The 24,644-nt window shown below is 49.8% G+C and carries 20 protein-coding genes; 8 read left to right on the top strand and 12 right to left on the bottom strand.

What is annotated here, in order from left to right; translation table 11 throughout:
- The first annotated feature begins 70 nt into the window (after positions 1–70).
- Entirely contained in the window at positions 71–991 is a 921-nt protein-coding gene (locus tag WJT86_RS03035; RefSeq protein WP_346336011.1) for an AraC family transcriptional regulator, read from the top strand.
- A 4-nt stretch (positions 992–995) separates the two neighbouring features.
- On the opposite strand, the gene WJT86_RS03030 is transcribed toward WJT86_RS03035, so the two are convergent.
- Together WJT86_RS03030 and chpT are read right to left on the bottom strand one after the other, a co-directional pair.
- On the bottom strand, positions 996–1,706 hold the full coding sequence (locus tag WJT86_RS03030) for a TIGR02117 family protein (RefSeq protein ID WP_346336010.1): 711 nt from the start codon (positions 1,704–1,706) through the stop codon (positions 996–998).
- Positions 1,703–2,344 carry a histidine phosphotransferase ChpT gene (gene chpT / locus WJT86_RS03025; RefSeq protein WP_346336009.1) on the bottom strand — a complete coding sequence of 214 codons (642 nt, stop codon included), beginning with the start codon at positions 2,342–2,344 and terminating at the stop codon, positions 1,703–1,705. The genes WJT86_RS03030 and chpT overlap by 4 nt, the downstream gene beginning before the upstream one ends.
- A 234-nt stretch (positions 2,345–2,578) precedes the next feature.
- Between chpT and cysQ the strand changes: the two genes are divergently transcribed.
- From cysQ to WJT86_RS03010, 3 genes are all read left to right on the top strand, one after another.
- Positions 2,579–3,388 carry a 3'(2'),5'-bisphosphate nucleotidase CysQ gene (gene cysQ, locus WJT86_RS03020; RefSeq protein WP_346336008.1) on the top strand — a complete coding sequence of 270 codons (810 nt, stop codon included), beginning with the start codon at positions 2,579–2,581 and terminating at the stop codon, positions 3,386–3,388.
- A 103-nt stretch (positions 3,389–3,491) separates the two neighbouring features.
- The gene (locus tag WJT86_RS03015; RefSeq protein WP_346336007.1) at positions 3,492–4,070 is read left to right on the top strand and encodes a DUF1134 domain-containing protein; all 579 of its coding nucleotides are present in this window, start codon (positions 3,492–3,494) and stop codon (positions 4,068–4,070) included.
- Between the two features lie 29 nt (positions 4,071–4,099).
- The gene (locus WJT86_RS03010) at positions 4,100–4,528 is read left to right on the top strand and encodes a hypothetical protein (protein WP_346336006.1); all 429 of its coding nucleotides are present in this window, start codon (positions 4,100–4,102) and stop codon (positions 4,526–4,528) included.
- A gap of 3 nt (positions 4,529–4,531) precedes the next feature.
- Here the strand turns inward: WJT86_RS03010 and WJT86_RS03005 are convergent, their stop codons facing one another.
- The gene (locus WJT86_RS03005) at positions 4,532–4,987 is read right to left on the bottom strand and encodes a nucleoside deaminase (RefSeq protein ID WP_346336005.1); all 456 of its coding nucleotides are present in this window, start codon (positions 4,985–4,987) and stop codon (positions 4,532–4,534) included.
- Between the two features lie 147 nt (positions 4,988–5,134).
- Here WJT86_RS03005 and WJT86_RS03000 point away from each other — a divergent pair, with 147 nt between their 5' ends.
- The 4 genes from WJT86_RS03000 to WJT86_RS02985 all read left to right on the top strand — a co-directional run bounded on the left by WJT86_RS03000 (position 5,135) and on the right by WJT86_RS02985 (position 12,215).
- Positions 5,135–7,237: a pseudouridine synthase gene (locus tag WJT86_RS03000; RefSeq protein ID WP_346336004.1), complete on the top strand. Its 2,103-nt coding sequence runs from the start codon at positions 5,135–5,137 to the stop codon at positions 7,235–7,237.
- A 3-nt stretch (positions 7,238–7,240) separates the two neighbouring features.
- On the top strand, positions 7,241–7,810 hold the full coding sequence (gene rsmD / locus WJT86_RS02995; protein ID WP_346336003.1) for a 16S rRNA (guanine(966)-N(2))-methyltransferase RsmD: 570 nt from the start codon (positions 7,241–7,243) through the stop codon (positions 7,808–7,810).
- A gap of 122 nt (positions 7,811–7,932) precedes the next feature.
- Positions 7,933–9,129: a TCR/Tet family MFS transporter gene (locus tag WJT86_RS02990; protein WP_346336002.1), complete on the top strand. Its 1,197-nt coding sequence runs from the start codon at positions 7,933–7,935 to the stop codon at positions 9,127–9,129.
- A gap of 215 nt (positions 9,130–9,344) precedes the next feature.
- Entirely contained in the window at positions 9,345–12,215 is a 2,871-nt protein-coding gene (locus tag WJT86_RS02985; protein WP_407066894.1) for an EAL domain-containing protein, read from the top strand.
- Between the two features lie 31 nt (positions 12,216–12,246).
- On the opposite strand, the gene mutL is transcribed toward WJT86_RS02985, so the two are convergent.
- The 9 genes from mutL to WJT86_RS02940 form a co-directional block, all read right to left on the bottom strand.
- Positions 12,247–14,082: a DNA mismatch repair endonuclease MutL gene (gene mutL / locus WJT86_RS02980; RefSeq protein ID WP_346336001.1), complete on the bottom strand. Its 1,836-nt coding sequence runs from the start codon at positions 14,080–14,082 to the stop codon at positions 12,247–12,249.
- Between the two features lie 2 nt (positions 14,083–14,084).
- The gene (locus tag WJT86_RS02975) at positions 14,085–15,401 is read right to left on the bottom strand and encodes a glucose-6-phosphate isomerase (RefSeq protein WP_346336000.1); all 1,317 of its coding nucleotides are present in this window, start codon (positions 15,399–15,401) and stop codon (positions 14,085–14,087) included.
- A 116-nt stretch (positions 15,402–15,517) separates the two neighbouring features.
- Positions 15,518–16,801, bottom strand: coding sequence for a M16 family metallopeptidase (locus tag WJT86_RS02970; protein ID WP_346335999.1), 1,284 nt, complete (start codon positions 16,799–16,801; stop codon positions 15,518–15,520).
- A 67-nt stretch (positions 16,802–16,868) separates the two neighbouring features.
- Complete coding sequence (locus WJT86_RS02965; protein WP_346335998.1) at positions 16,869–18,203, bottom strand: M16 family metallopeptidase; 1,335 nt, start codon at positions 18,201–18,203, stop codon at positions 16,869–16,871.
- A gap of 237 nt (positions 18,204–18,440) precedes the next feature.
- The gene (locus WJT86_RS02960) at positions 18,441–19,154 is read right to left on the bottom strand and encodes a hypothetical protein (protein ID WP_346335997.1); all 714 of its coding nucleotides are present in this window, start codon (positions 19,152–19,154) and stop codon (positions 18,441–18,443) included.
- A gap of 93 nt (positions 19,155–19,247) precedes the next feature.
- Entirely contained in the window at positions 19,248–19,739 is a 492-nt protein-coding gene (gene lspA, locus WJT86_RS02955) for a signal peptidase II (protein WP_346335996.1), read from the bottom strand.
- Positions 19,739–22,687 (bottom strand): isoleucine--tRNA ligase, encoded by a 2,949-nt coding sequence (ileS, locus tag WJT86_RS02950; RefSeq protein ID WP_346335995.1) that lies wholly within the window; start codon positions 22,685–22,687, stop codon positions 19,739–19,741. The genes lspA and ileS overlap by 1 nt, the downstream gene beginning before the upstream one ends.
- Before the next feature lie 246 nt (positions 22,688–22,933).
- Complete coding sequence (locus WJT86_RS02945) at positions 22,934–23,899, bottom strand: bifunctional riboflavin kinase/FAD synthetase (protein ID WP_346335994.1); 966 nt, start codon at positions 23,897–23,899, stop codon at positions 22,934–22,936.
- 159 nt (positions 23,900–24,058) lie between these two features.
- Positions 24,059–24,541, bottom strand: coding sequence for a MaoC/PaaZ C-terminal domain-containing protein (locus tag WJT86_RS02940; protein WP_346335993.1), 483 nt, complete (start codon positions 24,539–24,541; stop codon positions 24,059–24,061).
- Positions 24,542–24,644 lie beyond the last annotated feature (103 nt).

The following is a 24,644-nucleotide window of genomic DNA, read 5'->3' as shown; positions in this document are numbered from 1 at the left end:
AATAAATTTTAGCAATTTTGATTTGACATATCTCCACCTCTCATATGATAGCTGGTAAAAGGATGAGCTGATGCGTATTGATTGTGAACAGGCGCGAATAAACCTACGGGATGCTGTACAAAAGTGGATGCCATCAGCTGGTGACTATTCTTCTCCCATTGAAGGACTTTCATTCTATCGCAGAGATCATACCACCCAGGCGGCTCACAGCTATACGACACCGCGCATCGTCAAACTCGTTCAGGGTAGCAAACATACCTTCATAGGTGAGCGTCTATATATCTACGGTGAGAATGAAATTATTGCTGCCGGTGTTGATATGCTTGGCCGGAGCACAATTACGGATGCATCACCAGAAAAGCCCTGTATGTCACTGGTGCTTGATATTGATGCTGACATTCTGACCCAGCTGATACGGGATATACCACCAATAGGTTTGCCAGATAGCGCACCAACGCAAGGCATGTTTGTCCAGAAGGATGACCCAATGATGCTGGATGCTCTTGTGCGTCTGGTTGAATTACAGGATCAGCCTGAGCATATCCCTGTTCTTGCACCTATGTTGATTAAGGAAATTCACTATCGCATTCTTATCGGGCCGAAGGGGCAATTACTTCGCTCATTCTACACAATGGGTTATCAGAACAACCAGATTTCCAGAGCTATCACCTTGCTGAAACAGAAGTTTAACGAGCCTATCAAAGTTGAGAAACTGGCTGAGCAGGCAAATATGGCTCCTTCAACGTTTCATCGACACTTCAAGGAAGTCACAGCACTCAGCCCTCTTCAGTATCAGAAGCGTCTACGCCTTCACGAAGCGCAGCGTCTGATGCTTCTTGAGGGAATAGATGCCAGCAGTGCCTGCCATTCAGTAGGCTATGAAAACCTGAGCCAGTTCAACCGGGAATATAAAAGACATTTTGGGGAACCACCCCGCCGTGACATCAGGAAACGGCAAAGCAATCCTGTACTCATGTTCTCTTCTGAGTAGTTTTTCAGCCTGCTTTTATCTTCCGCAACTGGTAGAAAATAGCAGGTTCAAATGGTGCCCAGAACGGCATCCGGATACCAGACTTGGCCAGCCCTTTCCGCAACCATTCATTACATGTCAGGAAGGCCGAGTAACTTCCCGTAGCACGATAGAAAGCATCGTGATCAGTATAGATTGCTTTCGCAATAAATTCCGCCTTGCCATCATTATTCCAGATAAAACCTGACTTGATATGTTCAGTCAGTATTGCAAGCTGATCTTTGGTGATACGGATACGAATGATGTGATCTGGAAGAATATCTGGCTGATGCTCTATAAACCGTGGCTCTACGTGCATTGCGGAACCATTTGCTCCGGTTAGCGCACCAAGTGCAAGCCGAACTGTCAGATCGTTCCATGTTGGCATATCAATGAAGATCGCCTTATCGCCCCAGCCAAATGACAGATAATTGGCACGCCTGTCATAAGAACCAAAATCTTCATCCGGGAATATCTGTCGCCAGTCAATGACGGGGGAATTGAGTGGCACCAGAATATCGGCATGAACACCGTTGGAAACCACATAAATGTCAAACCCATCATCCGCCTGACGGAAATCAGTATTGACCGGAATAAGGGCAGAAACAAAAACGCTGCCTGCATATAAAACAAGGCAGAAGATGATGGCTGCAATAGCAGCCATCATAAAACGCAGGATTTTTCTGGTCGTGCTCATGCCTGTGTGGCGCGAACCGTAACCTCGTTCTCGCCACTGATAACAGAGATAGCCATCTTGGAGGCTTGCGCAACCATACCGGCATAGAAGGCCTGAATGCCATGAGCATCAACAGAACCACTCTCGGATTCACCTGACAGGAGTGCTTCCATATCTTTGTTAATCCGGGCATTCGGCCCCTTGGCCGTCAGTGTAAATTCGCAGCTTTCAGGAGTGCCTTCAACGGTCACTTCAAGATGACCACCACGCGGAATGGCAGAGCCTGTAATCATCACAAGGTTCAGAAGAAGCTTGACCTTGTTCTTGGGGAAATAAGCAGCAGGACCATTCCAGCCAACAGTGACCTTGTCTTCAGGAAAGAGACCGCGTGAAACCTGTTCAGCATCACCCAGATCAATCATGGAGCCGGCAGAGCCTGCTGCACCAAATGCGAGACGGGAAAATTGCAGACGGGCAGATGCCTGCTGGGCGCTCTTGCGGATCAGTTCAAAAGCAAAATCACGCATGGAGGTGTCTTTTTCATCCTCAAGAACCTCAAGTCCATTGACGATAGCCCCAACTGGTGAAATCACATCGTGACAGACGCGAGAGCACAATAGAGCTGAAAGATCGAGGGAGTCGAGCGAAATCTTGGGCATGTTATCTCCAGCATAAAGGCAACCCATTCCATAACAGGTAGCCTGAATTCCTTTATTACAAGCAGACATTCCACACCGTGTGAAATGTTGTCTTCATTCTCATTACGCGACAACCATGAAGAAGACCCTAATAAAGGATGTAATATTTGTAAAAACTATCAACCTACTTGCATCCTAATGCAAAACCCCTTTACCATCTGCAAAAGATTGCTTTGTTCTGGAACAGGATTTTCCGTGACCATTTCTTCCTCCTTTGACCAGATATCAAAAGAGCTTGCCCCTATTGCCCAACAGGCAGGGCAACTGCTGATGCAGATTCAGCAACAGCCTCAGAATACCCATAAAAAAGATGATGGCACGCCAACCTGTCAGGCAGACACTGCGGCAGAAGCCGTAATTATTGATGCTTTGCGTCAACGCTTTCCTGATATCCCGATTATTTCAGAAGAACGCGTCAGGGATACCAATATCAGGAGTCTGTTTTTTCTCGTTGATCCACTGGACGGTACGGCAGATTTTATTGATGGCGGCACAGAGTTCTGCGTCAATATTGCACTGATTGAAAATGGGCGACCCGTTGCCTCTGTTATCCATGCGCCGTGTCTTGAAAAAACCTGGCTTGCAGGCGAAACCGTCTGTGAAGTCTGGGGCAAAACAACAGAGCCACATCATATTGCAACGCGCATTGCTCTTCCCGAGCGATTCACTGCTCTGACCAGCAACCGCTATGGCGATGAAACAACCGAGCGTTTCCTCAACAAATTCCCGCTTGCAGAACGGCAGCGCATATCATCTGCAATCAAGTTCTGTCTCATTGCAGAAGGCGCTGCAGATATCTATGTCCGCTACGGCAGAACCATGGAATGGGACACAGCGGCAGGAGATCTCATTCTGACAAAAGCTGGCGGACAGGTCATGAAAGCAGACGGTACGCCACTTCTATATGGCAAGGCAGAAAGCAATTATGCCAACCCGGGTTTCATTGCCATTGGAGATCGCGCCTTGGCTCAAGATATCCTGCCGGAGCTGACCACACGCATATAGAGTTATTTGTTAAGGTTTAAAAAACTATACTTCTCATCATGAGAATCAAAAGGTTGGTTTCATAGCCTTTTATTGGCTTGCTATCACCGAATGAGGATAGATTATGCGTATTACAAAATTCCTTATTGCACTGGGTTTTTCCCTTGTCTTTGGATTATCCTCCCTGACTGCATCAGCTCAGCAGAAATCCCGAAATCAGGATACGTTCGAGCCACATGAAATTGTCGGAGCAGGACACCGTTTCTTCGGACAGGTATCCCGTGGCCTTGCGATGGCTGTTCAGGATGTCACGAAAAAGTGGGGAAAACCAAACGCTTATATCCTTGGACAGGAGGCCTCTGGTGCTTTCTTTGCAGGCCTGCGTTTTGGTGAAGGTACTATCTATACCAAATCTGGAACACAGCGTTATGTATTCTGGCAGGGACCTTCCCTTGGCTTTGATGCAGGTGGCGAAGGCGCCCGGACAATGATGCTGGTCTATAATCTGTCAAACGTTGATACACTTTACCAGCGTTTCGCAGGGATTGACGGCTCGGCCTATTTCATCGGTGGCTTCGGCGTCACTGCAGTTCGTGCCGGTGATACGGTTATTGTCCCAATTCGCTCTGGCGTTGGTGCTCGACTTGGCGTCAATCTGGGGTATTTGAAATTTACCCGCTCCTCAACCTGGAACCCCTTCTAGGCTGAGCACTGAAATAATAGGAGAAAGCCGTGATTTTGCAGATTATGTTATTTGCTCTCGGCTTTCTTACTGCCAGCCTGATTGCGGTGCTTGTTCTGCCTGCCTTGAATGCAAGAGCCAGACGCCTTGCAAAAAAGCGGGTGGAAGCCCTTCTTCCCCTCTCTCTTGAGGAAGTGCATGCGGAGCAGGATTTAATCAGAGCAGAACATGCCGTGGCAGAAAACCTGAAAGATCAGGAAATCGCCCGCAAAAATCAGGCTATACACCAGAAGATGCTTCAAATATCTGACATGCAAAGCACTATAGAAGATCTACAGGCACAGGTTGCCGAGCTCACCAAACGGCTTGATGCTGCACACTCCAAAGATACCTCTGAGGACAATGCAAAGCTCCGTGCACAAATCGAAGAACTTGCAGATCGAATTATGGCAGACAGCAAGGCAAAACAGACAGCCTGATTTTTACCGTTTCTCTGCAAAAAATTCTTTCAGCATTTCAGCAGCTTCCTGTTCTCTTATACCGCCGTAGACCTCAGGCGCATGATGGCAGCTGCTTTGTGAGAAAAACCGCCCGCCATTCTCGACAGCCCCGCCCTTTGCATCAGATGCAGCAAAATAAAGACGCCGTATCCGTGCGAATGAAATAGCGGCAGCACACATCGCGCAAGGCTCAAGCGTTACATAGAGATCACAACCACTCAGGCGCTCATCATCAAGCTTCTCACAAGCGGCCCGAATGGCCAGAACTTCAGCATGAGCTGTCGGATCATGGCGTTCACGAGGCGCATTTCCTGCGCGGGCGATAATTTCACCATCCTTAACAATGACTGCCCCAACCGGGACTTCATCCCGCAGAGCAGCCTGCCTTGCTTCTTCAAAAGCGGCATCAAATGCTTCTGCTTGGGCGATATATTTCATTTCTTGGCCTGTAATACTCGTGTTTGTTCTCGCTTCTGGCACGACTATCTGCTAGAGCATAATTATTGGAAGGGAAAATGCTTCGGGTTTCTCCCATATTCCGCATTTTCCACGCATATACGCTTTGAGATCGTAATAATTTAATCCATGACCGACAATAGAGATAAAAACAAGCGGCCTTCAGACCGAGGTTTCGCATCATCCCGCGACCGTAAGCCTTCTTTCGGTGATAAGCCAGGTTTTAAGGGCAGATCAGACTTTAAAGGTAAGTCAGATTTCAAAGGCAAATCTGATTTTAAAGGAAAATCCGGCTTTGGCGGAAAATCAGACAGGTTCGGTAAAGACCGTGATGATTTTCGCTCAAACAGACCTGCACGCGAAGGCGTTATTCGCCCGGCTGAAACTGAAGAGCGTATTGCCAAGGTTATTGCACGTGCCGGTATTGCTTCACGCCGTGATGCAGAGGCCCTCATTGAAGAAGGTCGCGTCACACTGAATGGTGAAGTTCTGACCTCTCCAGCTATCAACGTCGGCCCGGAAGCACGTATTACGGTTGACGGTATCCCACTGCCAGAACGTGATCGCACAAGGCTGTGGCTCTATCATAAGCCACGCGGTCTGGTAACAACAGCCCGTGATCCTGAAGGCAGACCAACCGTCTTCGAACATCTTACAGAAGATATGCCACGTGTTATTTCCATTGGCCGTCTGGACATCAACACCGAAGGCTTACTGCTGCTCACGAACGACGGCGGTCTTGCCCGCGTGATTGCTCACCCGGATACAGGCTGGCTACGCCGCTATAAGGTGCGCGCCCATGGTGATGTGACACAGGCTGATCTCGATAAACTTTCTGCTGGCATCACCATTGACGGTATTGAATATGGCCCGGTTGAGGCACGCCTTGACCGTGTACAGGGTGACAATGCATGGCTGACACTCGGCTTGCGCGAAGGTAAGAATCGCGAAGTCAAGCGCATTCTCGAACACATTGGTCTCAGTGTGAATCGTTTGATCCGTCTGTCATTTGGCCCCTTCCAGCTTGGAGATCTCGAAGCTGGTCTGACAGAAGAAATCAAGACAAAGGTTCTTCAGGATCAACTTGGAGAAACACTGGCTGCTCAAGCTAATGTCGATTTCGTACGTCCAGTCAGAGAACCTGTTGCAACCCATGCACCACGTAAATATGACGAAGACCTTGAAGAACAGGATGAATTTGATCCTGATCTCATCCGTCATGAACGTGAAATGGCCAATGCAACAGATCGCCGTGAACGTAACCGTGCCGTCTGGCGCGCGAACGACGACAATGACGGTTATGGCGCAAAAAAGAGCCGTAGCCCACGCCGTGGCGAAGATCCAAGACAGGCTCGCGCAGCAATGCTTGAGCGCCCACGTCAACGCCTTGGCAAGATCGAAACAGGCCGTGGCACGAGCGTAAAGATTGAGCGCTTTGTTCCAGAGCAGCGTCGCCCAGTTCGTGAAAAGCAAGGTGATGACAACCATTTCAGCTCCGAAGATCGTCCATTCAGGGGCGATCGTCGGGAGGGCGGACGTTCCTTCTCTGATCGACCAAGATTTGGCGATAGTGGGCCACGCAAGCCATTCGGTGACAGACCTCCGCGTCGTGAGGGTGGTGAAGGCGGACGTGGTGCTCCAAGAGGCGAACGTTCCTTCTCTGATCGGCCAAGATTTGGCGACAGTGGACCACGTAAGCCATTTGGGGACAGGCCTCCGCGTCGCGAAGGTGCGGAAGGCGGACGTGGTGCCCCAAGAGGCGAACGCTCATTCTCTGACCGGCCAAGATTTGGTGACAGCGGGCCACGCAAACCATTTGGGGACAGACCTCCGCGTCGTGAAGGTGCGGAAGGCGGACGTGGTGCCCCAAGAGGCGAACGTTCCTTCTCTGACCGGCCAAGATTTGGTGATAGCGGGCCACGTAAACCATTTGGTGACAGACCACCGCGTCGTGAGGGTGGTGAAGGCGGGCGTGGCGCTCCAAGAGGTAATCGTCCATTTTCACCACGCCCACCAAGATCAGCTGACGGCGGTCCACGTAGAGATGGCCCCGGCGGCGGCCGTCCAATGGGTAGAAAACCTGATGGCGGCGGACGCTCATTTGGTGGAGGCGCAAGCCGTCCAGCTGGCGGTAGGCCCGGTGGTGGTCGACCAAGCGGGGGCCGTCCCGGTGGCGGTCGTCCAGGCGGCAGACCAAGTGGTGGCGGCAGACCTGGTGGCAAAAGGTACTGATCCATGCGGGTTGTTGCTGGCAGCTTGAAAGGCCGTGCATTGGTCGCACCTTCAACCGAAGGCATTCGGCCGACGTCTGATCGTTTGCGCGAAAGCATTTTCAATATTCTTGAACATGCTTATGACAGTCCGCTGAAAGATGCACGGGTACTTGATCTCTTTGCAGGTACGGGTGCCATGGCGATTGAGGCGCTCTCAAGGGGTGCTTCGTTTGCTGTTTTCGTCGACGAAGGTGCACCTGCCAGAAGCGTCATTCGTGAAAACGTCACCGAACTTGGCCTTGCTGGCAAATCCCGTCTGTTCAGACGGGATGCAACCCGAATGGGAGATGCCGGTTCCAACCCACCATTTTCCGTTGTTTTCTGTGACCCGCCTTATAACAAAGGGCTTGCACCACTTGCACTCACCTCCTGCGCAGAAGGTGGCTGGCTGGAAGACGGGGCTATTATCGTTGTTGAAGAAAGCCTGAAAAGCAATACTCAGTTACCAAGTGGCTTTGAGCAGATTGAACGCCGCAGTTATGGAGAAACTGAAATTATCTTCGCCATCTGGCATAAGCACGCCCATTCCTGACCTTGCGGATAAATTCCCGGACAAAATAACTATCATCTATCCTGAACTTATGGGATACCAAGGCACTATCTATCTCATTTAACGAGCATTTCAGGTGGTCTGAATACCACCACGGGTATGGTATGAATAAGCCGCTTAGCATTATCCTTGCAACAATCTGCCTTGATGGCATTGGAATAGGGCTGATTTTTCCCATTCTTCCAAAACTGCTTGAGGATGTTGTACATACGCAAAGCATTGCTCCTTATATCGGGATTATGGCCTCGCTTTACGCCGCAATGCAGTTTGTTTTTGCACCTGTTCTGGGTGCTTTAAGTGATAATCTTGGCAGACGACCCGTCTTGCTTGTTTCTTTGGCCGGTGCTGTCATCAACTATGTTATCATGGCTTTTGCACCGCATCTCTGGATGCTTCTACTTGGGCGCGCAATTGCAGGCTTAACCAGCGCCAATATCTCTGTAGCAACAGCCTATATTACAGATATCTCCCCAGAAGACACCCGGGCCCGTCGTTTTGGGCTTTTCAATGCCATGTTTGGCGCAGGCTTTATTATCGGCCCGGTTCTCGGTGGTTTCTTAGGCGATTACTGGGTACGCCTCCCCTTTATTGCAGCAGCAATCCTCACTGCCTGTAATTTTCTGATGGCTCTGTTCTTTCTGCCTGAAACACGCCCGGCTACGCGCCTCAACATCAATTTGCCAGACCTCAATCCTCTCAAATCCTTACGTTGGGCTTTTTCACGAAAAGAACTACTGCCAATCATCCTCGTGTACTTCATTCTCACAGCAACAGGAGAATCCTACGGAACCTGCTGGGCACTTTGGGGCTTTGATACTTTTCAATGGAGTGGTTTCTGGATCGGGCTTTCACTTGGGGCATTTGGTGTCTGCCAGACATTGGTTCAGATATTTCTGCCCGGACCCGCTACAAGGATTTTTGGTGAACGCAATGCCATCCTTGGCGGCATTAGCTTTAACTGTATTGCACTCGTTATTCTGGCGTTTGTTACACAAAGCTGGATTGTTTTTGCGATTATGCCCTTCTTTGCTCTTGGAGGTGTCGGCGCACCGGCGCTTCAATCACTTGCAACCCGTCAGGTCAATCAGGATCAGCAGGGCCAGTTTCAAGGTGTTCTGGCATCAGCGGTCAGTCTTGCCTCAATTTTCGGCCCCCTGACATTCTCAAGTTTTTATTTCATCTTCCAGAGAGACTGGCCCGGTGCCATCTGGCTAACGGTTACCGCGGTTTATCTCATTGCAATTCCGCTGGTTATCCTCACGACACGTACTGATCGCTCACGACATTCTGAGAGCATCTGACAGGTCTCAAAGTTATTCACAGACCTTGATTTCAAGAAACAAGGTTAATCTCGGTTTTGCCTTAAATTAAGCGCATCTGGTATTTTCCAGAGCAAAAATCCATGTCTTTGCTCTGGAAAGCCCAACTATCATTTCATATGGCTTGCCATGATCGTAAAGCCTAGTTACCAAGTAACCTACAACTCTAACCACCGCCATCCGGCGGGAGATTGAATTTGCAGCTTACCAAGTTTGTCACACGTCTGCTGCTCCTTCTGGGGGCATTTATAGTCTTCACAGCCAATGCGCAGGCAGTTGAAGCTGTACGTGTTGATGCAAACGCACGAGCCATCGATCTCACCCCAATGGTTGAGCATTACAGCTCTGATGGCGATATCATCCAGATTTCCACGGCACCGGACAAAGAAGGTATTGTCCGTCGTATTGCTGTTAAGGCAAGGGATGCCGGATCCCGACCAGACTGGATTGTCTTTGCTCTCACGAATGATTCAGACGAGCAGATAGACCGTTTACTTGTCGCCCCACATTTTCGCCTTTCAGGCTCAGGTGTGATCTGGCCGGATCTTGGTTCTCTTCGCGTTGCCGCGATCACTGCCAGTCAGGGTATCCGTCCTGAGAGGGAAGATAATACGGAGGCGGATGCCTTCGTTATTACGCTAGACCCGGGCACAACAGTCACTTTTGTCGCTGAACTTGGCTCTCCCAACCTGCCACAGATGTATTTATGGGATCCAGCAGCCTATAAAGACTGGCAGAACGGCCATACACTCTATAAAGGCATCATCATCGGCATTGCCGGCCTTCTTGCTCTTTTCCTGACAGTTGTTGTTGTTGTTAAGGGGTCTCTGGTCTTTCCAGCCGTGGCAGCACTTGCATGGGCCGTTTTAGGTTATGCCTGTATTGATTTCGGCTTTCTGCAACGCATCTTTACGATCAGCCAGTCGGCTGAACAGGTCTATCGAGCGAGTGCGGAGGCCATTCTTGCGGCAACCCTGCTGGTTGTCCTGTTTGCCTATCTTAATCTGGGGCGTTGGCATGTCCGCTATAAGCATATGGCATGGGCATGGCTGCTCTTCCTGATTGCGCTGGTTGCCATTGCTTCATTTGACCCGGCCATCGCCGCTGGTGTTGCCCGTATTTCGATTGCGGTTATTGTTGCCGTTGGCTTTATTCTGGTCGTCAATCTTGCAACACACGGTTACGACCGTGCCATCATGCTGATACCGACATGGCTGCTTCTGGTCGCCTGGACAGCCGCCGCCAGCTTTGCTGTCATAGGAGAGCTCAGCACGGATGTTGTTCCATCTGCATTGATTGGTGGCCTTGTCCTCATTGTTATGCTGCTTGGTTTTACCGTCATGCAACAGGCGTTCAGTGGTGGCGGGTTCTCACTTCAGCCAGCCAGTGATGCAGAACGCCGTGCACTCGCTCTTGCCGGTTCTGGTGATATTGTTTTTGACTGGAATGTCATATCTGACAAGATTTCTATCAGCCCAGAACTTGAGCAGATGCTTGGCCTTAAAAAAGGCACCTTAGCTGGCAATCCAGCTTCGGCATGGCTTGAGTGCATTCACCCGTTTGATCGTGACCGTTATCGTATCTCGCTTGATGCAATCACCGAGCAAAGACGCGGACAGCTTCATCAAGACTTCCGTCTGCGTTCATCTGCTGACAGCTATTACTGGTTCCGCCTCAAGGCACGCCCTGTGGTCGGCGGCAACGGTGAAGTGTTGCGCGTTATCGGCACCTTGATTGATGTCACAGAGACAAAGATGGCTGAAGAACGTCTCTTGCATGACGCCATTCATGATAATCTGACACGGCTGCCAAACAAACAACTCTTCTCAGACCGGCTTGGAACTTTCCTGCGGATTGCAACGGCTGATGAAAGCTGGCGTCCAACTGTTCTGACTATTGATCTTGATCACTTCAAAAAGATCAATGAGCTGATTGGCATTTCAGCCGGAGATTCCGTCCTGCTGACCATTTCACGTCGCCTGAGCCGCCTGATGCGGCCACAGGACACCATTGCACGTCTTGGGAGTGATGAGTTCGCCATCATTCTGCTGTCTGAGCGAGAACCTGATCGTGTTGTGGCTTTTGCCGATATGGTTCGCAGAGCCATCACCACACCAATTACATATGCAGATAAGGAAATCTCACTTTCTGCTTCTCTCGGCCTTGTTCTTTATGATCCAAGCACATCCGTGCAGGCAAACGAAGTCATTAAGAGTGCCGAGATTGCCGTTGCCCATGCCAAATCACAAGGCGGTAACCGCATTGAGGTCTTCCGTCCTTCCATGCGGAATGATCTCTCTGACGTCATTGCCATGGAGCATGATCTGAAGCGCGCTCTGGCACAGAATGAGATCAAGTTACTATTCCAGCCAATTGTAAAACTGGAAGACAGAACCGTTGCCGGGTTCGAGACCATTCTGTATTGGGAACATCCGCATCTTGGTAAGCTGGAGCCGAAAGACTTCATTCCTCTGGCTGAAGAATCCGGACATATTATTGAGATCGGTCAGTTACTGCTTGAACAGACAGCTCATGAACTGGCAGCATGGCAACAAGCTCTTGATGTTGATCCGCCAATTTTCGCAACGGTGAAAATGCCAAGCCGTTATCTGCTGCGGCATGAACTTCTGCAGGATGTAAAATCAGTTATCACACGCGCGGGTATCCTGCCGGGTTCTCTCAAGCTTGAGTTTGCCGAAAGTGTTGTGATGGAAAATCCTGAATTCGCAACCCAGCTTTTCCAGCGTCTGCGAGATCTTGGTGCAGGACTGTCACTCGATGACTTTGGTACGGGCTATTCTGCAATGTCCTATCTGCAGAGACTGCCATTTGATACCATCAAGATTGACGAATCTTTTGTTCGCCAGCTCTCAAATGGCCCAAGCCCTGTCATTCTCTCTTCGATCATCAATCTTGCCGCAGCCCTTGGTATGGAGGCAGTTGCAGAAGGGACCGAGACAGAATCCAACGCTATCGTTCTGTATCAGCTGGGATGTGCCTATGCGACTGGTTCCGCCTTCGGCGACCCAATGACGGCGCAGCAGGCACGGCGCCTCATGGGGGCATAAAAGCCCCCTTTTTCACTACAGTTTAAATTATTTACCGACGCCCAAAAAGCTTTTCAATATCACTCAGCTTGAGCTCAATATAAGTCGGACGACCATGGTTACACTGACCGGAGCGTGGCGTTACTTCCATCTCACGCAGCAATGCACTCATCTCTTCCGGGCGTAAACGACGCCCGGCACGGATTGAACCATGACATGACATTCGGGACAGCACGGCATCAAGACGTTCTTCAACCGGAGATGATGCCGAGACCTCAGCCAAACCATCAGCAACGTCTTGCAACAGATTACGGATTGAGCCCTTCACAAGCAAAGCCGGCACTTCCCGAACGAGGATTGCACCGGGGCCAAAACTTTCCAGAACAAGGCCTAGACTTGCAAGGCTTTCCGCTTCTGCCATCACGCGTTCGGCATCAATACTGTCCATCTCCACCACTTCTGGAATAAGCAGCAGCTGACGCTCGATACCGTTTTCAGTCCGTTGCTGCTTCAGACGCTCATAGACAAGGCGCTCATGGGCAGCATGCTGATCGACAATGATAATACCATCATTTGTCTGAGTGATGATGTAAGTCTCGTGAATCTGAGCTCTGGCAGCACCCAGTGGAGCGGAGAGCTCTTCTGCAGCAGGCTCAACATAATTGGCCCGAGCATCTGCTGAGGGCGCTGCAAATGGCTCATACGCAGCCTGTTGCGGTTCCTGAAGTGAAGCTGTCCCACCATCAAGTGGGCTCTGCCAGCCACTGATATTGGCCGATGGCCGTGGTGGCGCAGAATATCCCTGCGTTGAAAAAGACTGCTGCCGGAAAAGAACAGGTGGCGGCCGCAGACTTTCAAGGGTTCTGTCCGCACCCGTTGTTGCTGACTTGAAGCCCGAGCGATGGATGGCATCGCGGATAGCAGAAACCACAAGGTTGCGAACAAGTATGCTATCGCGGAAACGTACTTCCGTCTTGGCCGGATGAACGTTCACATCTACCTGACCGGGTGGCAAGGTAATCTGTAAAGCCAGGACAGGATGTCGATCAGATGCCATTACATCCGAATAGGCACCTCTCACAGCTCCAAGCAGAAGTTTATCACGAACGGGCCGACCATTAATCACGAAATGGATATGGCTTGAGGTCCCACGGTGATAAGTTGGCAGTCCGGCAAAACCAAAAATACGTGTCCCCTCGCGTTCGAGGTCCACTTCCATTGCATTATCGATAAAGTCCTTACCCAAGATCTTGGTCGCGCGACGAATAAAGCCTTCAGCAGTATCTGGTTCACTTGGATAAACAGCCGGATTTCCACCTTCTGTTGCAAAACTGAAGCGGACATCAGGATTGGAGATGGCAATTCGCCGGATGGTCTCTGTAATAGCCTGTGTCTCTGATCTGTCCGACTTCATAAACTTAAGACGGGCCGGCGTTGCATAGAACAGATCACGTACTTCGATACGGGTACCACGTGGCGCTGGAGCTGGCTTTACCGGCCCTTTGGCACCACCTTCAACCAGAATTGAAGAGCCACTTTCAGCATCTATTGTCCGGGTCAGGATATTGAGACGGGCGACAGCAGCAATAGAAGGCAGAGCTTCTCCCCGGAAACCAAGCGTCTCAATGGCAAAAAGATTACCATCCTGGAGCTTTGAAGTGGCGTGACGTTCAACGGCAAGCTCCAGATCTCCCGGCGTCATACCACGCCCGTCATCAACAACCCGGATCAGTTTCTGTCCGCCACCCTCAATCGTAATATCAACCGATTTGGCGCCCGCATCTATCGCATTCTCAACCAGCTCTTTCACAACCGCTGATGGTCGTTCAATAACCTCACCGGCAGCAATCTGGTTGACGAGAATAGGATCAAGATAGCGAACGTTCATTCTTACCCCTCGGCCAGATATTTCTTGGCCAGTATTTTACCTTCTTCAACAGCAGGCTGGTCAAACGGGTCAACACCCAGACCATAACCTGTCAGAATCGTTTCTAGCATGAAATGCATCAGCAGCTCACCTAATGAGCGCTCATCAAGGCTCTCAATATGCATCCGCCGCGTTGGACGACCATTACGCGCAAGAGTATCAGCTGTTGCACGTCCCTGAGCCGCGACCATGTCACCGATGTGCTTGTTCGCAAATTCCGGTTCACTGGCACGGTTGGACAGGGCGGTATCCATGACAGGGCCCTTACCGGAGACACCTGTTGTGATGACCGTAAACAGCTTATCGGATGGACCGGCAAGATAAAGCTGAAGCTGGCTATGCTGATCAACCGGGCCAATGGCAGCGACAGGTGTTGTGCCTTTACCGTCTTTTCCAAGGCTTTCAGCCCATAACTGTACCCACCAACGGGTCATACGTTCGAATTTATCGGCATAAGCCTTGATAACGGCAATATTCTTGCCTTCCATTATGGCGGCAAGATTTAAGGATGCACCAATCGCAGCCGGAAAACTATTGGCAGGAGCGCCACTCACCAAAGCCGCAATTGCATCACCGGCACCTTTCCGGATTGCCTTGATATCAAGGCCAAGGATAGCAGCAGGCAGCAATCCGACATTCGTCAGAACGGAATAGCGCCCACCAACATTCGGATCATGCTCAAGGAAGCCAACACCTTCTGGCTCAAGCAGATCACGCAGGGCATTCTTTCCACCTTGTTTGCGTGGTTCCGACAAACCAAACACCAGCTCACTGATTTTTGCCTTCAGGCCTGACTTTTCAAGCAGAGCAAGAACAGCGATGGACTGCATCAAGGTTTCGCCTGTACCACCTGATTTTGAGACAGCAACAAAACGTGTTGTTGCGAGGGGCAGAACCTGAAGCAGGCGCCCAAATGTCTGCGGATCAAGATTATCCATGAAATGGATGCGCGGATTTTCCTGAAAATGTTCCAGTCCCGGAACCTTGTAGTCACGTAATTGTGCCAATGTCTGCGCACCAAGGCTGGAGCCACCAGTTCCCAGGATCACAACATCTGTTGCATCTTTACGAATTTTAGCCGCCATCTCTTCAATCGCAGCAAGGTCTTCTGTGACTTCAGGCAAAGAGAGCAAAGGCAGCCGATGAGCCTTATAATCATTGCGCAGGCGCTCAACAGCCTTTGCAACCAGTGTTTCTGCTGCAGAAATAGCTGTTCCCGGCAAACCACCATCACCAATCTTTGATGAAAGAGCCAGATCGATTGATTGCTGAAGCGCCATGCGCCTTCTCCTCAAATGAAATTCGTTTCACAGAAACCTGTTATTTCTGTCATGACACAACTCTGCCACGCCAGAGATAGACAGAAAATGAACGGCACTTGTCAGCCGTTCATCTTTCATAAGCCTTCAGGCTTCCCTGCAATGGCAACCAATAGTTTACAGTCACCAAAAATACGCTCTGAAACGCGATTAATATCTTCAAGACTCACAGTATTAACCAGCGCATTGCGACGATCAAGATAATCTATTCCCAGACCCTCAAAAGCAATCTGAACAAGCTGATAGGCAATCTTGGTTGAAGTATCAAAGCCAAGTGCATAGGAGCCTGTAAGATAGTCTTTCGCCTGTTGCAGTTCATTAGCCGATGGACCTTCTGCCTTCAGACGCTTCATTTCTTCAACGATAACATCAAGACACTCTGAAACACGTTCATTCTTCGTTGCCGTGTAACCCCATGAAACAGCAGTCTGACGGTAATTACTCAGTGATGTGCCAACACTATAGGCCAGTCCACGTTTTTCACGAACTTCCTGAAACAGACGTGATGTGAAAGAACCACCGCCATAAATATGGTTCAGAATAAATGAGGCAGTAAAGTCAGGGTCGGTCCATGCAAGGCCTTCATAACCGAAGCGGACAACAGACTGCGGGACATCCAGCTCACGAATAATACGCTTTCCCCGATTCATAATTGTAATCGGGGAAACGGAGATAAGGCGGTTTGCAGCTGGCAGTTCAGCAAAAGCATGATCCAGAAGACGACCAAGCTGAGCTTCATCAAAGGCCCCGACAACAGCAACTTTAAGCTGGGCCTTGGAGACAACCCGCGCATGAGCCTCAATAATGTCAGCACGTGTGATTGCGGTATTGCTTTCAACCGTTCCGCTGACTGGGCGTCCATAAGCATGCCCGGGGAAAGCCTCTGAGGTTAAAGCACGGGAGGACATGAACCCCGGGTCATTCTGCTGATAGCGGAGACCTGCAATAGTCTGTGCTTTAACACGCTCAATGGATGTCTCTTCAAAATGCGGTTCAAGAAGCGCCAGACGCAGAAGTTCAAAAGCTTTATCGGCATTAGATGCCAAGGTCTTTAATGAACCAGAAAAACTATCGTAGCCAACACTGAAGGACATCTCGATAGCACGTGAGGCCAGCTCTTCCTGAAACTGGTCAGAACTATAAGGCCCTGCCCCTTCATCAAGCAGGCGGGCCATCATCTGTGTCACACCTTCCTTGCCTTCAGGGTCTTGCGTTGAGCCACCTTCCATCATGAATGAAAGAGCAATCAACGGAGCGACATCAGAACGAACACTCCAGACTTCAATCCCACCGGGAGAAACATACACGGATGCCCGAGCAGGGGACTTCTTTCCAGAATTCTTATCTGTGGCGTTATTCATTTCTTTGACCTGTCATGGTGTCGAACACAGCTTGCCATTTACATGACAGCGATGGGTGACAATTTCCTCAAGCATTCTTCTTGATCAGATAACCAGTAACCGAGCGCTCAAGCGTCAGAAACTGTTCCAGAGCAGCCTGTAAATCCTCTCGGGTGACGGAGCTGATAGCTTCAGGCCATTTGAGGACATCTTCAATGGTTTCACCAATTGCAAGCGCAGCTCCATAAATCCGCGCCATTGAGCTTTGACTATCTGCTGAATAGACGGTCTCTGCAATCAGCCGGGTTTTGGCCTGTTCAATCATCGCCTCAGTGAATGCTTCGTCACGTGCAGTCAGCAGAACATTATCCAAGGCAGCTTCCAATACTGACGGTTCTATATTTTCAGCTGGTACGCCATAGATTGCAAAACGCGTATCATCAATTGCAGACCCCATATACCAGGCACCGGCATTCACTGCGAGCTGCTGTTCAAGGACAAGTTTGCGATAAAAATAGGATGTTGTGCCGCCACCCAGAATTTCTGCGAGCAGCTCAAGCGCATGACTCTCTTTGCCCTTAGCGGTACAGGATGAAGGTGTCAGGTAAAGTCTCTGAACAGTCGCCTGTTCCACCTTTGGGTCTGCAACGGTGATGTGGCGCGCAGCACGTGGCTCCGGCTCTGCTGGACGGAAGCGGACAGGTGCAACAGGTGGTAACCCACGTGCATTGATCTTGCCATACGTGCGTTCTGCCATTTGCAGAACATTCTCGGGTTCAACATCACCCGCGACAACAAGAATGGCATTTTCCGGGGTATAAAATTTCTGGTAATAGGCCAGCGCTTCATCCCGGCCCAATGTTTCAATCTCATGCATCCAGCCAATGATTGGCGTGCCATAAGGGTGATGGACAAATAAACTGGCCGACATGGCTTCTGACAATTGAGCACCCGGGTCTGTTTCAACCCGCATACGGCGTTCTTCCAGAACAACATCCCGCTCTGGGCCAATTACGGATTCTTCAAGCAGAAGATTGGCCATCCGATCTGACTCGAACTCCATCATTGTTTCAAGATGTTCGCAGGCAATACGCTGGAAATAAGCAGTATAGTCATAGGATGTGAAAGCATTTTCCTGCCCACCCAACCCAGAGACAACCTTTGAAAACTCACCTTCTGGGTGGTTTTTCGTGCCTTTAAACATCAGATGCTCAAGAAAGTGTGCAATTCCTGAGTGTCCGATCGGATCATCAGCAGACCCGTTACGGTACCAGATCATATGTGTTGCAACCGGCACCCGGTGATCAGGAATAACAACGACCTGAAGCCCGTTCTTAAGGACAAAGGAAGAAACTTTCGGTCCAAAACCCATGGCAGCAGTCACCTCGTTCTTTGAATGCGGGTTGATTGATTTATCTGGCATTACACTCTTTTGCCTCTTCTAAGATGAGCACTTATTTCCTGAACCAAAATTTTCTCAGCATCCATGAAAGCAAAGCTTCATCTTATTCAAAATAATGGAATAATCTTTAACACGGAATTGGCAAGTGCGGCATATCTCCTTACTCACATATAGGGGAATAAATGCCTGACCAGTCTTTAAAATGCGAAAAGGCACGATAGTCTAACTATCGTGCCTTTTAAAATTCATACCATAAAATTACTGGTTCTGCTTACGACGCATATGTTCCATGTAATATGGGCTGGATGGATCCATTGTATCCGGCGGATCGTATGTCGGTACAATCTTACCGCCACCGGCAGCTTTACGATAACCCGTTGGCGGATCAGTCAGCGTATTACGCGTTGGCTCTTCGCCAGGTGCCGTTTCATTATTACGGTAATTGGAACCTGCTTCTTTCAGCTGGTCAGGTGACATCCAGCCTGCAGAGTTCATATCTTTAGCTGGTGCGTTGACGGGAGAGCGATCATTCGGGTCGCGTCCAGCAGAACGCTTGGCCTTCAGCTTTTCAGCCGGAAGACGGGCATCACCCTGATTGGCGCGCCATTCGTCTGTCTGTGTCCGAGGGCGAACAGCAGCTTCAGCGCGCTCGCGCTCTGCGCGGACATCCGGATCATCCGGCCAGTTTGACATACGGCGTTCGCCATAACCGCCCTCAACAGGTGGTGGCAGGGCAGCGCCCTTTGGAATAACGAGGGGAGCGCGCTCACGATAATCGATCGGCGGCTTATCTTCTGGAATGAACCCCATCTTGCCGAGAGCATTTTTGAAAAATTCGCCCTCTTCTTGCGCACGTACCTCAGATGTCAGGCCACAGGCAGCAATCGCCAGCAAACTTGCAAATGTGAGGTGCGAAAAGCGCAAACCCTTAAAACCATTCATTGTCATCATCGTCCCGGTTGATCCACCCACACACCCTGCCCTCTTAACGTGGCTATCATAAGGCGGTGACCAGAAGGAAACAAAGTCACTCTATGCTGTACGTCACAAAAGTTGCAACAGACTTCACTTTTCTGCCCGTCTCTTTTCAAGAACGAAGGCATCATACAAAAGCCCGACAACGCCTGCCACGATTGCAGCGTCCGCTATATTAAACACATACCACGAAAACGTGCCAACATGAAAATAAACAAAATCAAATACAGCACCATATGCAATCCGGTCGATCGCATTACCGATAGCACCACCTACAATCAGCCCAAGAGAAACAGCCAATAAATGGGTTTTAACGCGTCCCATCCAAATACTCAGACCAATTGCCGCAATAACGGAAATAACGATCAGCCCCCAGCGACCGACCTCTCCCTCCTGCTGGAACATTCCATAAGAAACGCCGCGGTTCCACTCAACTGTCAGATCAAGCATACGGCTGATCATCAGCGGATACCGCAAAGGCAGTTCATAAATGAACAACAGGTAGAGCTTTGAAGCCTGATCAGCCAACAGGGTCAGAAAAGCCCAAAGAAAACCAGCCCTTGCGGCAGCAGAGAAACCCATCAGGCGCTCTTCCTTTCAGCATCCCACTCTCTTAAGGCAGCAGCATCGCGCAATGTGACATCCGGATAATCCGGGTCAGAGCCAACCTCTTCCAGAATTTTCCAGGAACGCGCACATTTTGTACCAACAGCCGGAGCGAAGACGACAGCCACACCACGAACATCTTCAGCCCGGAAGGCATCTGCAGGGCCTTCACCCTCAAGAACTTCGATACCGGACGTGATGCAGATCTCTGCAAAGTCCAGCCCCTGTACGGACTGAAGCAACTCAGCATCAGAAATGTAAACCTTCGGTGCAGCTTCAAGACTTGCACCAATACGTTTACTGGCACGTTCAATTTCGAGAGCACCGGTCACAACACGACGAACCTTACGGATTTTAGCCCAACGGGCTGCAATCACCTTGTTTTCCCAGTTATCTGGTGTTGGTTCAAATGTTTCAAGATGAACAGAACCGCTCTCTGATGGATAACGATCAAGCCAGGCTTCTTCAGCTGTGAAGCTGAGGATTGGCGATATCCAGCGGACAACGCGACGGAATGTTTCATCAATGACGCTGAGTGTTGCTTTACGGACAAGGCTCGACTTCGGATCGCAATAGAGTGTGTCCTTGCGGATATCAAAGTAGAAGGCAGACAGATCACCTGTCATGAAGTTGGTCAGCAGAGCCACAACACGCTTGTAGTCAAAAGCGGCATAAGCTTCACGGATTTCAACATCCAGCTCGCTCAGACGATGAAGGATAAAGCGCTCAAGCTCTGGCAGCTGATCATAGGCAACACGGTCAGCTTCATTAAAGTGATGCAATGAACCCAGCATCCAGCGAACCGTATTACGCAACTTACGGTAAACTTCGACAAAGTTCTTCAAGATGCCGGGGCCGACTTTCACATCGTCCGAATAATCAGATGCGGCAACCCACAGACGCAGGATATCTGCACCAGAGTCAGCAATCACCTTTTGAGGAGATACGGTATTACCGATTGACTTGGACATCTTCTGGCCCTTCTCGTCGAGAAGGAAGCCGTGGGTCAGCACAACATCATACGGTGCGCGGCCACGTGTGCCGCATGACTCAAGCAGTGATGAGTGGAACCAGCCGCGATGCTGGTCAGAGCCTTCAAGATACATCACGGTATCGGAGCCACCCTCAACCTTACGTTTGGTTTTCAGGTCATCACGTTTTTCGACGACAAATGTATGGGTTGATCCGGAATCGAACCAGACATCGAGAATATCAGTGACCTTCTCAAAGTCTTCAGGGTTATAGCCAAAGGCAGCGAGGAAATCCTTGCCATCCGTATCAAGGTACCAGGCATCTGCACCCTGCTTTTCAAAGGCGGCTGCAATAGCTTCATTAACACGCTCGTCTTTCAGAATTTCACCATCAGACTTGCGGACAAAGACTGTTATTGGCACACCCCATGCGCGCTGGCGCGAGACAACCCAGTCAGGACGGTTTTCAATCATACCCGTGATACGATTTTCACCACTTGCCGGAATCCACTCAACAGTCTTGATCGCTGTCAGAGCGCGCTCACGCAGTGTCTTCTGATCACCTTCAATCGGCTTATCCATCGCAATGAACCACTGTGGTGTATTGCGGAAGATAATCGGAGCCTTTGAACGCCAGGAGTGCGGATAGTCATGCTTGACGCGGCCACGAGCAACAAGCGCTCCAACCTCAACCAGCTTGGCCATCACGGCTTCATTAGTTCCGCCATCTTTACCCTTTTCATCCAGAATACGCAGCCCCTGGAATAACGGGATATGCGGGAAGTAGGATGAATCTTCTGCAACCGTATGCGGAACGGTTTCCAAACCACAGGCGGCGAAAGCTGCCCGGTTCTTCACGAAGAGCATATAGTCATCTGCACCATGGCCTGGTGCCGTATGAACAAAGCCCGTACCTGCATCATCTGTCACATAATCGGCTGGAAGCATCGGAACATTGTAGTCCCAATAACCCTCAGCACCAGCAACACTGCGGAACGGGTGAGCAACCAGTTCAATCACGGCCGGATCAACATCACGCAGACGTTCAAACTTCTCGACACGCGCACTGGCAAAAACGCTTTCAGCCAGAGTATCAGCTAGCACGAAAGTATCGCCAACACGGGCCCAATTATCATCAGCAGCTTCTGTAACTTTATACAGGCCGTATTTGATTTCCGGACCATATGCAATGGCGCGGTTAGCAGGGATGGTCCATGGCGTCGTGGTCCAGATGACAACACGGGCATCTTTCAATTCGGCATCGGTTGTCTTAACCACCGGAAAGGCAACCCAGATTGTTGGTGAAACCTTCTCGGCATAATCAACTTCGGCCTCTGCCAGAGCAGTCTTCTCAACCGGGGACCACATAACAGGCTTGGAACCGCGATAAAGCTGATCGCTCATCGCAAACTTCATCAGCTCACGGGCAATCTGCGCTTCGGCCTTATAGTCCATGGTTTCATATGGGTGATCCCAATCACCAATGATACCAAGACGCTTGAATTCCTCACGCTGGATATCAATCCATTTACGGGCAAAGGCACGGCATTCACGGCGAAACTCAACAACCGGAACTTCATCCTTGTTCTTGCCTTTGGCACGGTATTCTTCTTCGATCTTCCACTCAATTGGCAGACCGTGACAATCCCACCCCGGAACATAGTTAGAGTCAAAGCCCAGCATCTGCTGTGATTTGACGACCATATCCTTCAGAACCTTATTGAGTGCATGCCCGGTGTGGATGTTACCGTTGGCATAGGGAGGGCCATCATGAAGCACAAAGCGGTGACGCCCTTTACCGGTTTCACGAAGCTTCTGATAAAGGCCAATATTATTCCAACGTTCGAGCAGCAAAGGCTCGCGCTGTGGCAGGCCAGCCCGCATCGGGAATTCTGTCTGCGGCAGAAACAGGGTTTCAGAATAATCTCGTGTAGCAGCGTTTTTATCGGTCATTGGTTAAGCCCAAAATGTGCCTCAGTTTTCTTGGTCCTCGAGCAGATCATTATTGCGAGAACAATATTGAGGCGAAGTGTCAGTATACAAGCGAAATACAATATCCCGGACCCTCATCAGATGATGAAGGCCGGGCCAATAATTCGGGGCACATAGGTGTGCGGTTTTTTGCCTGTATATCTCTGTAACACGAACATGCCTTGCTCTTAGCAGTGCCAACTGCAGGAATAAAGAGGATTCCGCGAATTATCCGGCAATCATAGACAATTCATTTGCTTGCGCAATCTGTTCCTGCGCTATTCTGGCATCAGCGTTAATAGCCGCAATCAAAGTCTCCAGACTGTCAAATTTTTCTTCCGGGCGAACCCATCCGATAAATTCAACATCCATAACCTGCCCATATAAATCATTATTGAAATTAAACAGATTGACCTCAAGCAGTGGCTTACCGTTATCAAACATCGGCCGCTTGCCAAAGCTTGCAACGCCATCAATGATCTGACCACCCGAAACTCTGGCCCTGACACTGTAAACGCCGTGACGTAATGTACAGCCCTGTTCCAGCTCAAGATTAGCGGTTGGAAAGCCAAGCTCTCTACCGCGTTTTGCACCATGAACAACCGTACTGCGGATAAACCAGCGATAACCCAGCAGGTTATTCGCAAGCTGCACATTGCCTTCCGTCAGCGCAGTTCGAATGGCACTGGAGGAAACAACCTCAGATTTTTCGAGCAGAGGCTCAACAACCAGACAGTCCATCCCGCGCTCTGCGCAAAGCTGCTTAAGCTTTTCAGGTGTACCTTCCCGCCCTTTGCCAAAATGGAAATCATGGCCGACAACAACACCGCCAATTTTCATATCCTGATGAACCATATCCATAAATTGCGGAGCAGTTTTGGATGCAAGCTGCTGGTTGAAGGCCTTAATGAACAGACCATCAATATTCAGCCTTTTTAAAATCACCTCTTTAACCTCTGGCGCAGTTAGCCGGAAGAAAGTTTCTTCAGGCCGAAAAAATGCCCTTGGATGCGGCTCAAACGTCAGAACGGTCGCAGCTTTTCCAGCATTCCGTGCCCGCTCTTCCATTGTTTTAATCAGATACTGATGCCCACGATGAAGACCATCGAAATTGCCAATTGCAACATAGGCGCCCATGAGATTTTCAGGGGGCAATTCATTATCGCATACAACTGTTAGCCGTTGTTCTGACACGACCGTCTCTTTCAATCTCGTGTAACCGTGAGGCGCGTATGCTTAATACGGCGCGAGCCGTATACATAAAATCATTTTACGAGATTCCCAACCCCTAAAGATACAATTCGTATTCGACTATCCGGCATAGTTACCGGCCGCAGCCACAGAAGTCTTATCTTAAGTTAAATGACCATCTGGCCGAGACATCATGGCAATCCATGCTTCACCCTCAAGAACCGGCGAGTAATCGCGCAGACATTCACAAAACAGTCTTACCCTCTTACGGGCTTCTATTAATTCAATGATCTCGACACGGGCGGTCACCAAATCCCCAACGGAAACTGGCGCAAGATATTGGAATGTCTGAGAAAGATATATACCGCCAACACCCGGTAACTGAGTTGAAATGAGAGCGGTAACCAGATTGGATGTAAAGGCACCATGAGCAACATGCTGCCCGAACCTCAAACGATCCGTATAGAACTCTGACTGACAGAAAGCTGTATTCTCATCGGGAAACTCTGATTTCTCGATATTCTCCAGACTGATAATATCGAGCTCTGACACAGTACTGACAACGCTGGCGAATTGTCCAATTGCCAGATCTTCAAAATATAATGTCGGTAGATTGGCTATTCCAGCCGATCGTTCGACAGTCACAAGATAATCCTCCCATACACCTCTCTTAGAAAGCTAGGTTTATTGGAGGCTTCTGCAATGCGACTTTAGATTCTCAAACTAATAGCTGAAACCGTTTATAGAC

It is taken from the genome of Hohaiivirga grylli, assembly GCF_039655745.1.
Lineage (GTDB): Bacteria > Pseudomonadota > Alphaproteobacteria > Rhizobiales > Beijerinckiaceae > Hohaiivirga > Hohaiivirga grylli.
The sequence above is the reverse complement of the archived record's forward strand: the minus strand, read 5'-3'. Positions and strand labels throughout refer to the sequence as shown.

Coding starts and splice junctions, on each gene's coding strand:
- WJT86_RS03035 (WP_346336011.1), top strand. CDS start 71: ATGCGTATTGATTGTGAACAGGCGCGAATAAACCTACGGGATGCTGTA.
- WJT86_RS03030 (WP_346336010.1), bottom strand. CDS start 1,706: ATGAGCACGACCAGAAAAATCCTGCGTTTTATGATGGCTGCTATTGCA.
- chpT (WP_346336009.1), bottom strand. CDS start 2,344: ATGCCCAAGATTTCGCTCGACTCCCTCGATCTTTCAGCTCTATTGTGC.
- WJT86_RS03015 (WP_346336007.1), top strand. CDS start 3,492: ATGCGTATTACAAAATTCCTTATTGCACTGGGTTTTTCCCTTGTCTTT.
- WJT86_RS03005 (WP_346336005.1), bottom strand. CDS start 4,987: ATGAAATATATCGCCCAAGCAGAAGCATTTGATGCCGCTTTTGAAGAA.
- WJT86_RS03000 (WP_346336004.1), top strand. CDS start 5,135: ATGACCGACAATAGAGATAAAAACAAGCGGCCTTCAGACCGAGGTTTC.
- rsmD (WP_346336003.1), top strand. CDS start 7,241: ATGCGGGTTGTTGCTGGCAGCTTGAAAGGCCGTGCATTGGTCGCACCT.
- WJT86_RS02990 (WP_346336002.1), top strand. CDS start 7,933: ATGAATAAGCCGCTTAGCATTATCCTTGCAACAATCTGCCTTGATGGC.
- mutL (WP_346336001.1), bottom strand. CDS start 14,082: ATGAACGTTCGCTATCTTGATCCTATTCTCGTCAACCAGATTGCTGCC.
- WJT86_RS02975 (WP_346336000.1), bottom strand. CDS start 15,401: ATGGCGCTTCAGCAATCAATCGATCTGGCTCTTTCATCAAAGATTGGT.
- WJT86_RS02970 (WP_346335999.1), bottom strand. CDS start 16,801: ATGAATAACGCCACAGATAAGAATTCTGGAAAGAAGTCCCCTGCTCGG.
- WJT86_RS02965 (WP_346335998.1), bottom strand. CDS start 18,203: ATGCCAGATAAATCAATCAACCCGCATTCAAAGAACGAGGTGACTGCT.
- lspA (WP_346335996.1), bottom strand. CDS start 19,739: ATGGGTTTCTCTGCTGCCGCAAGGGCTGGTTTTCTTTGGGCTTTTCTG.
- ileS (WP_346335995.1), bottom strand. CDS start 22,687: ATGACCGATAAAAACGCTGCTACACGAGATTATTCTGAAACCCTGTTT.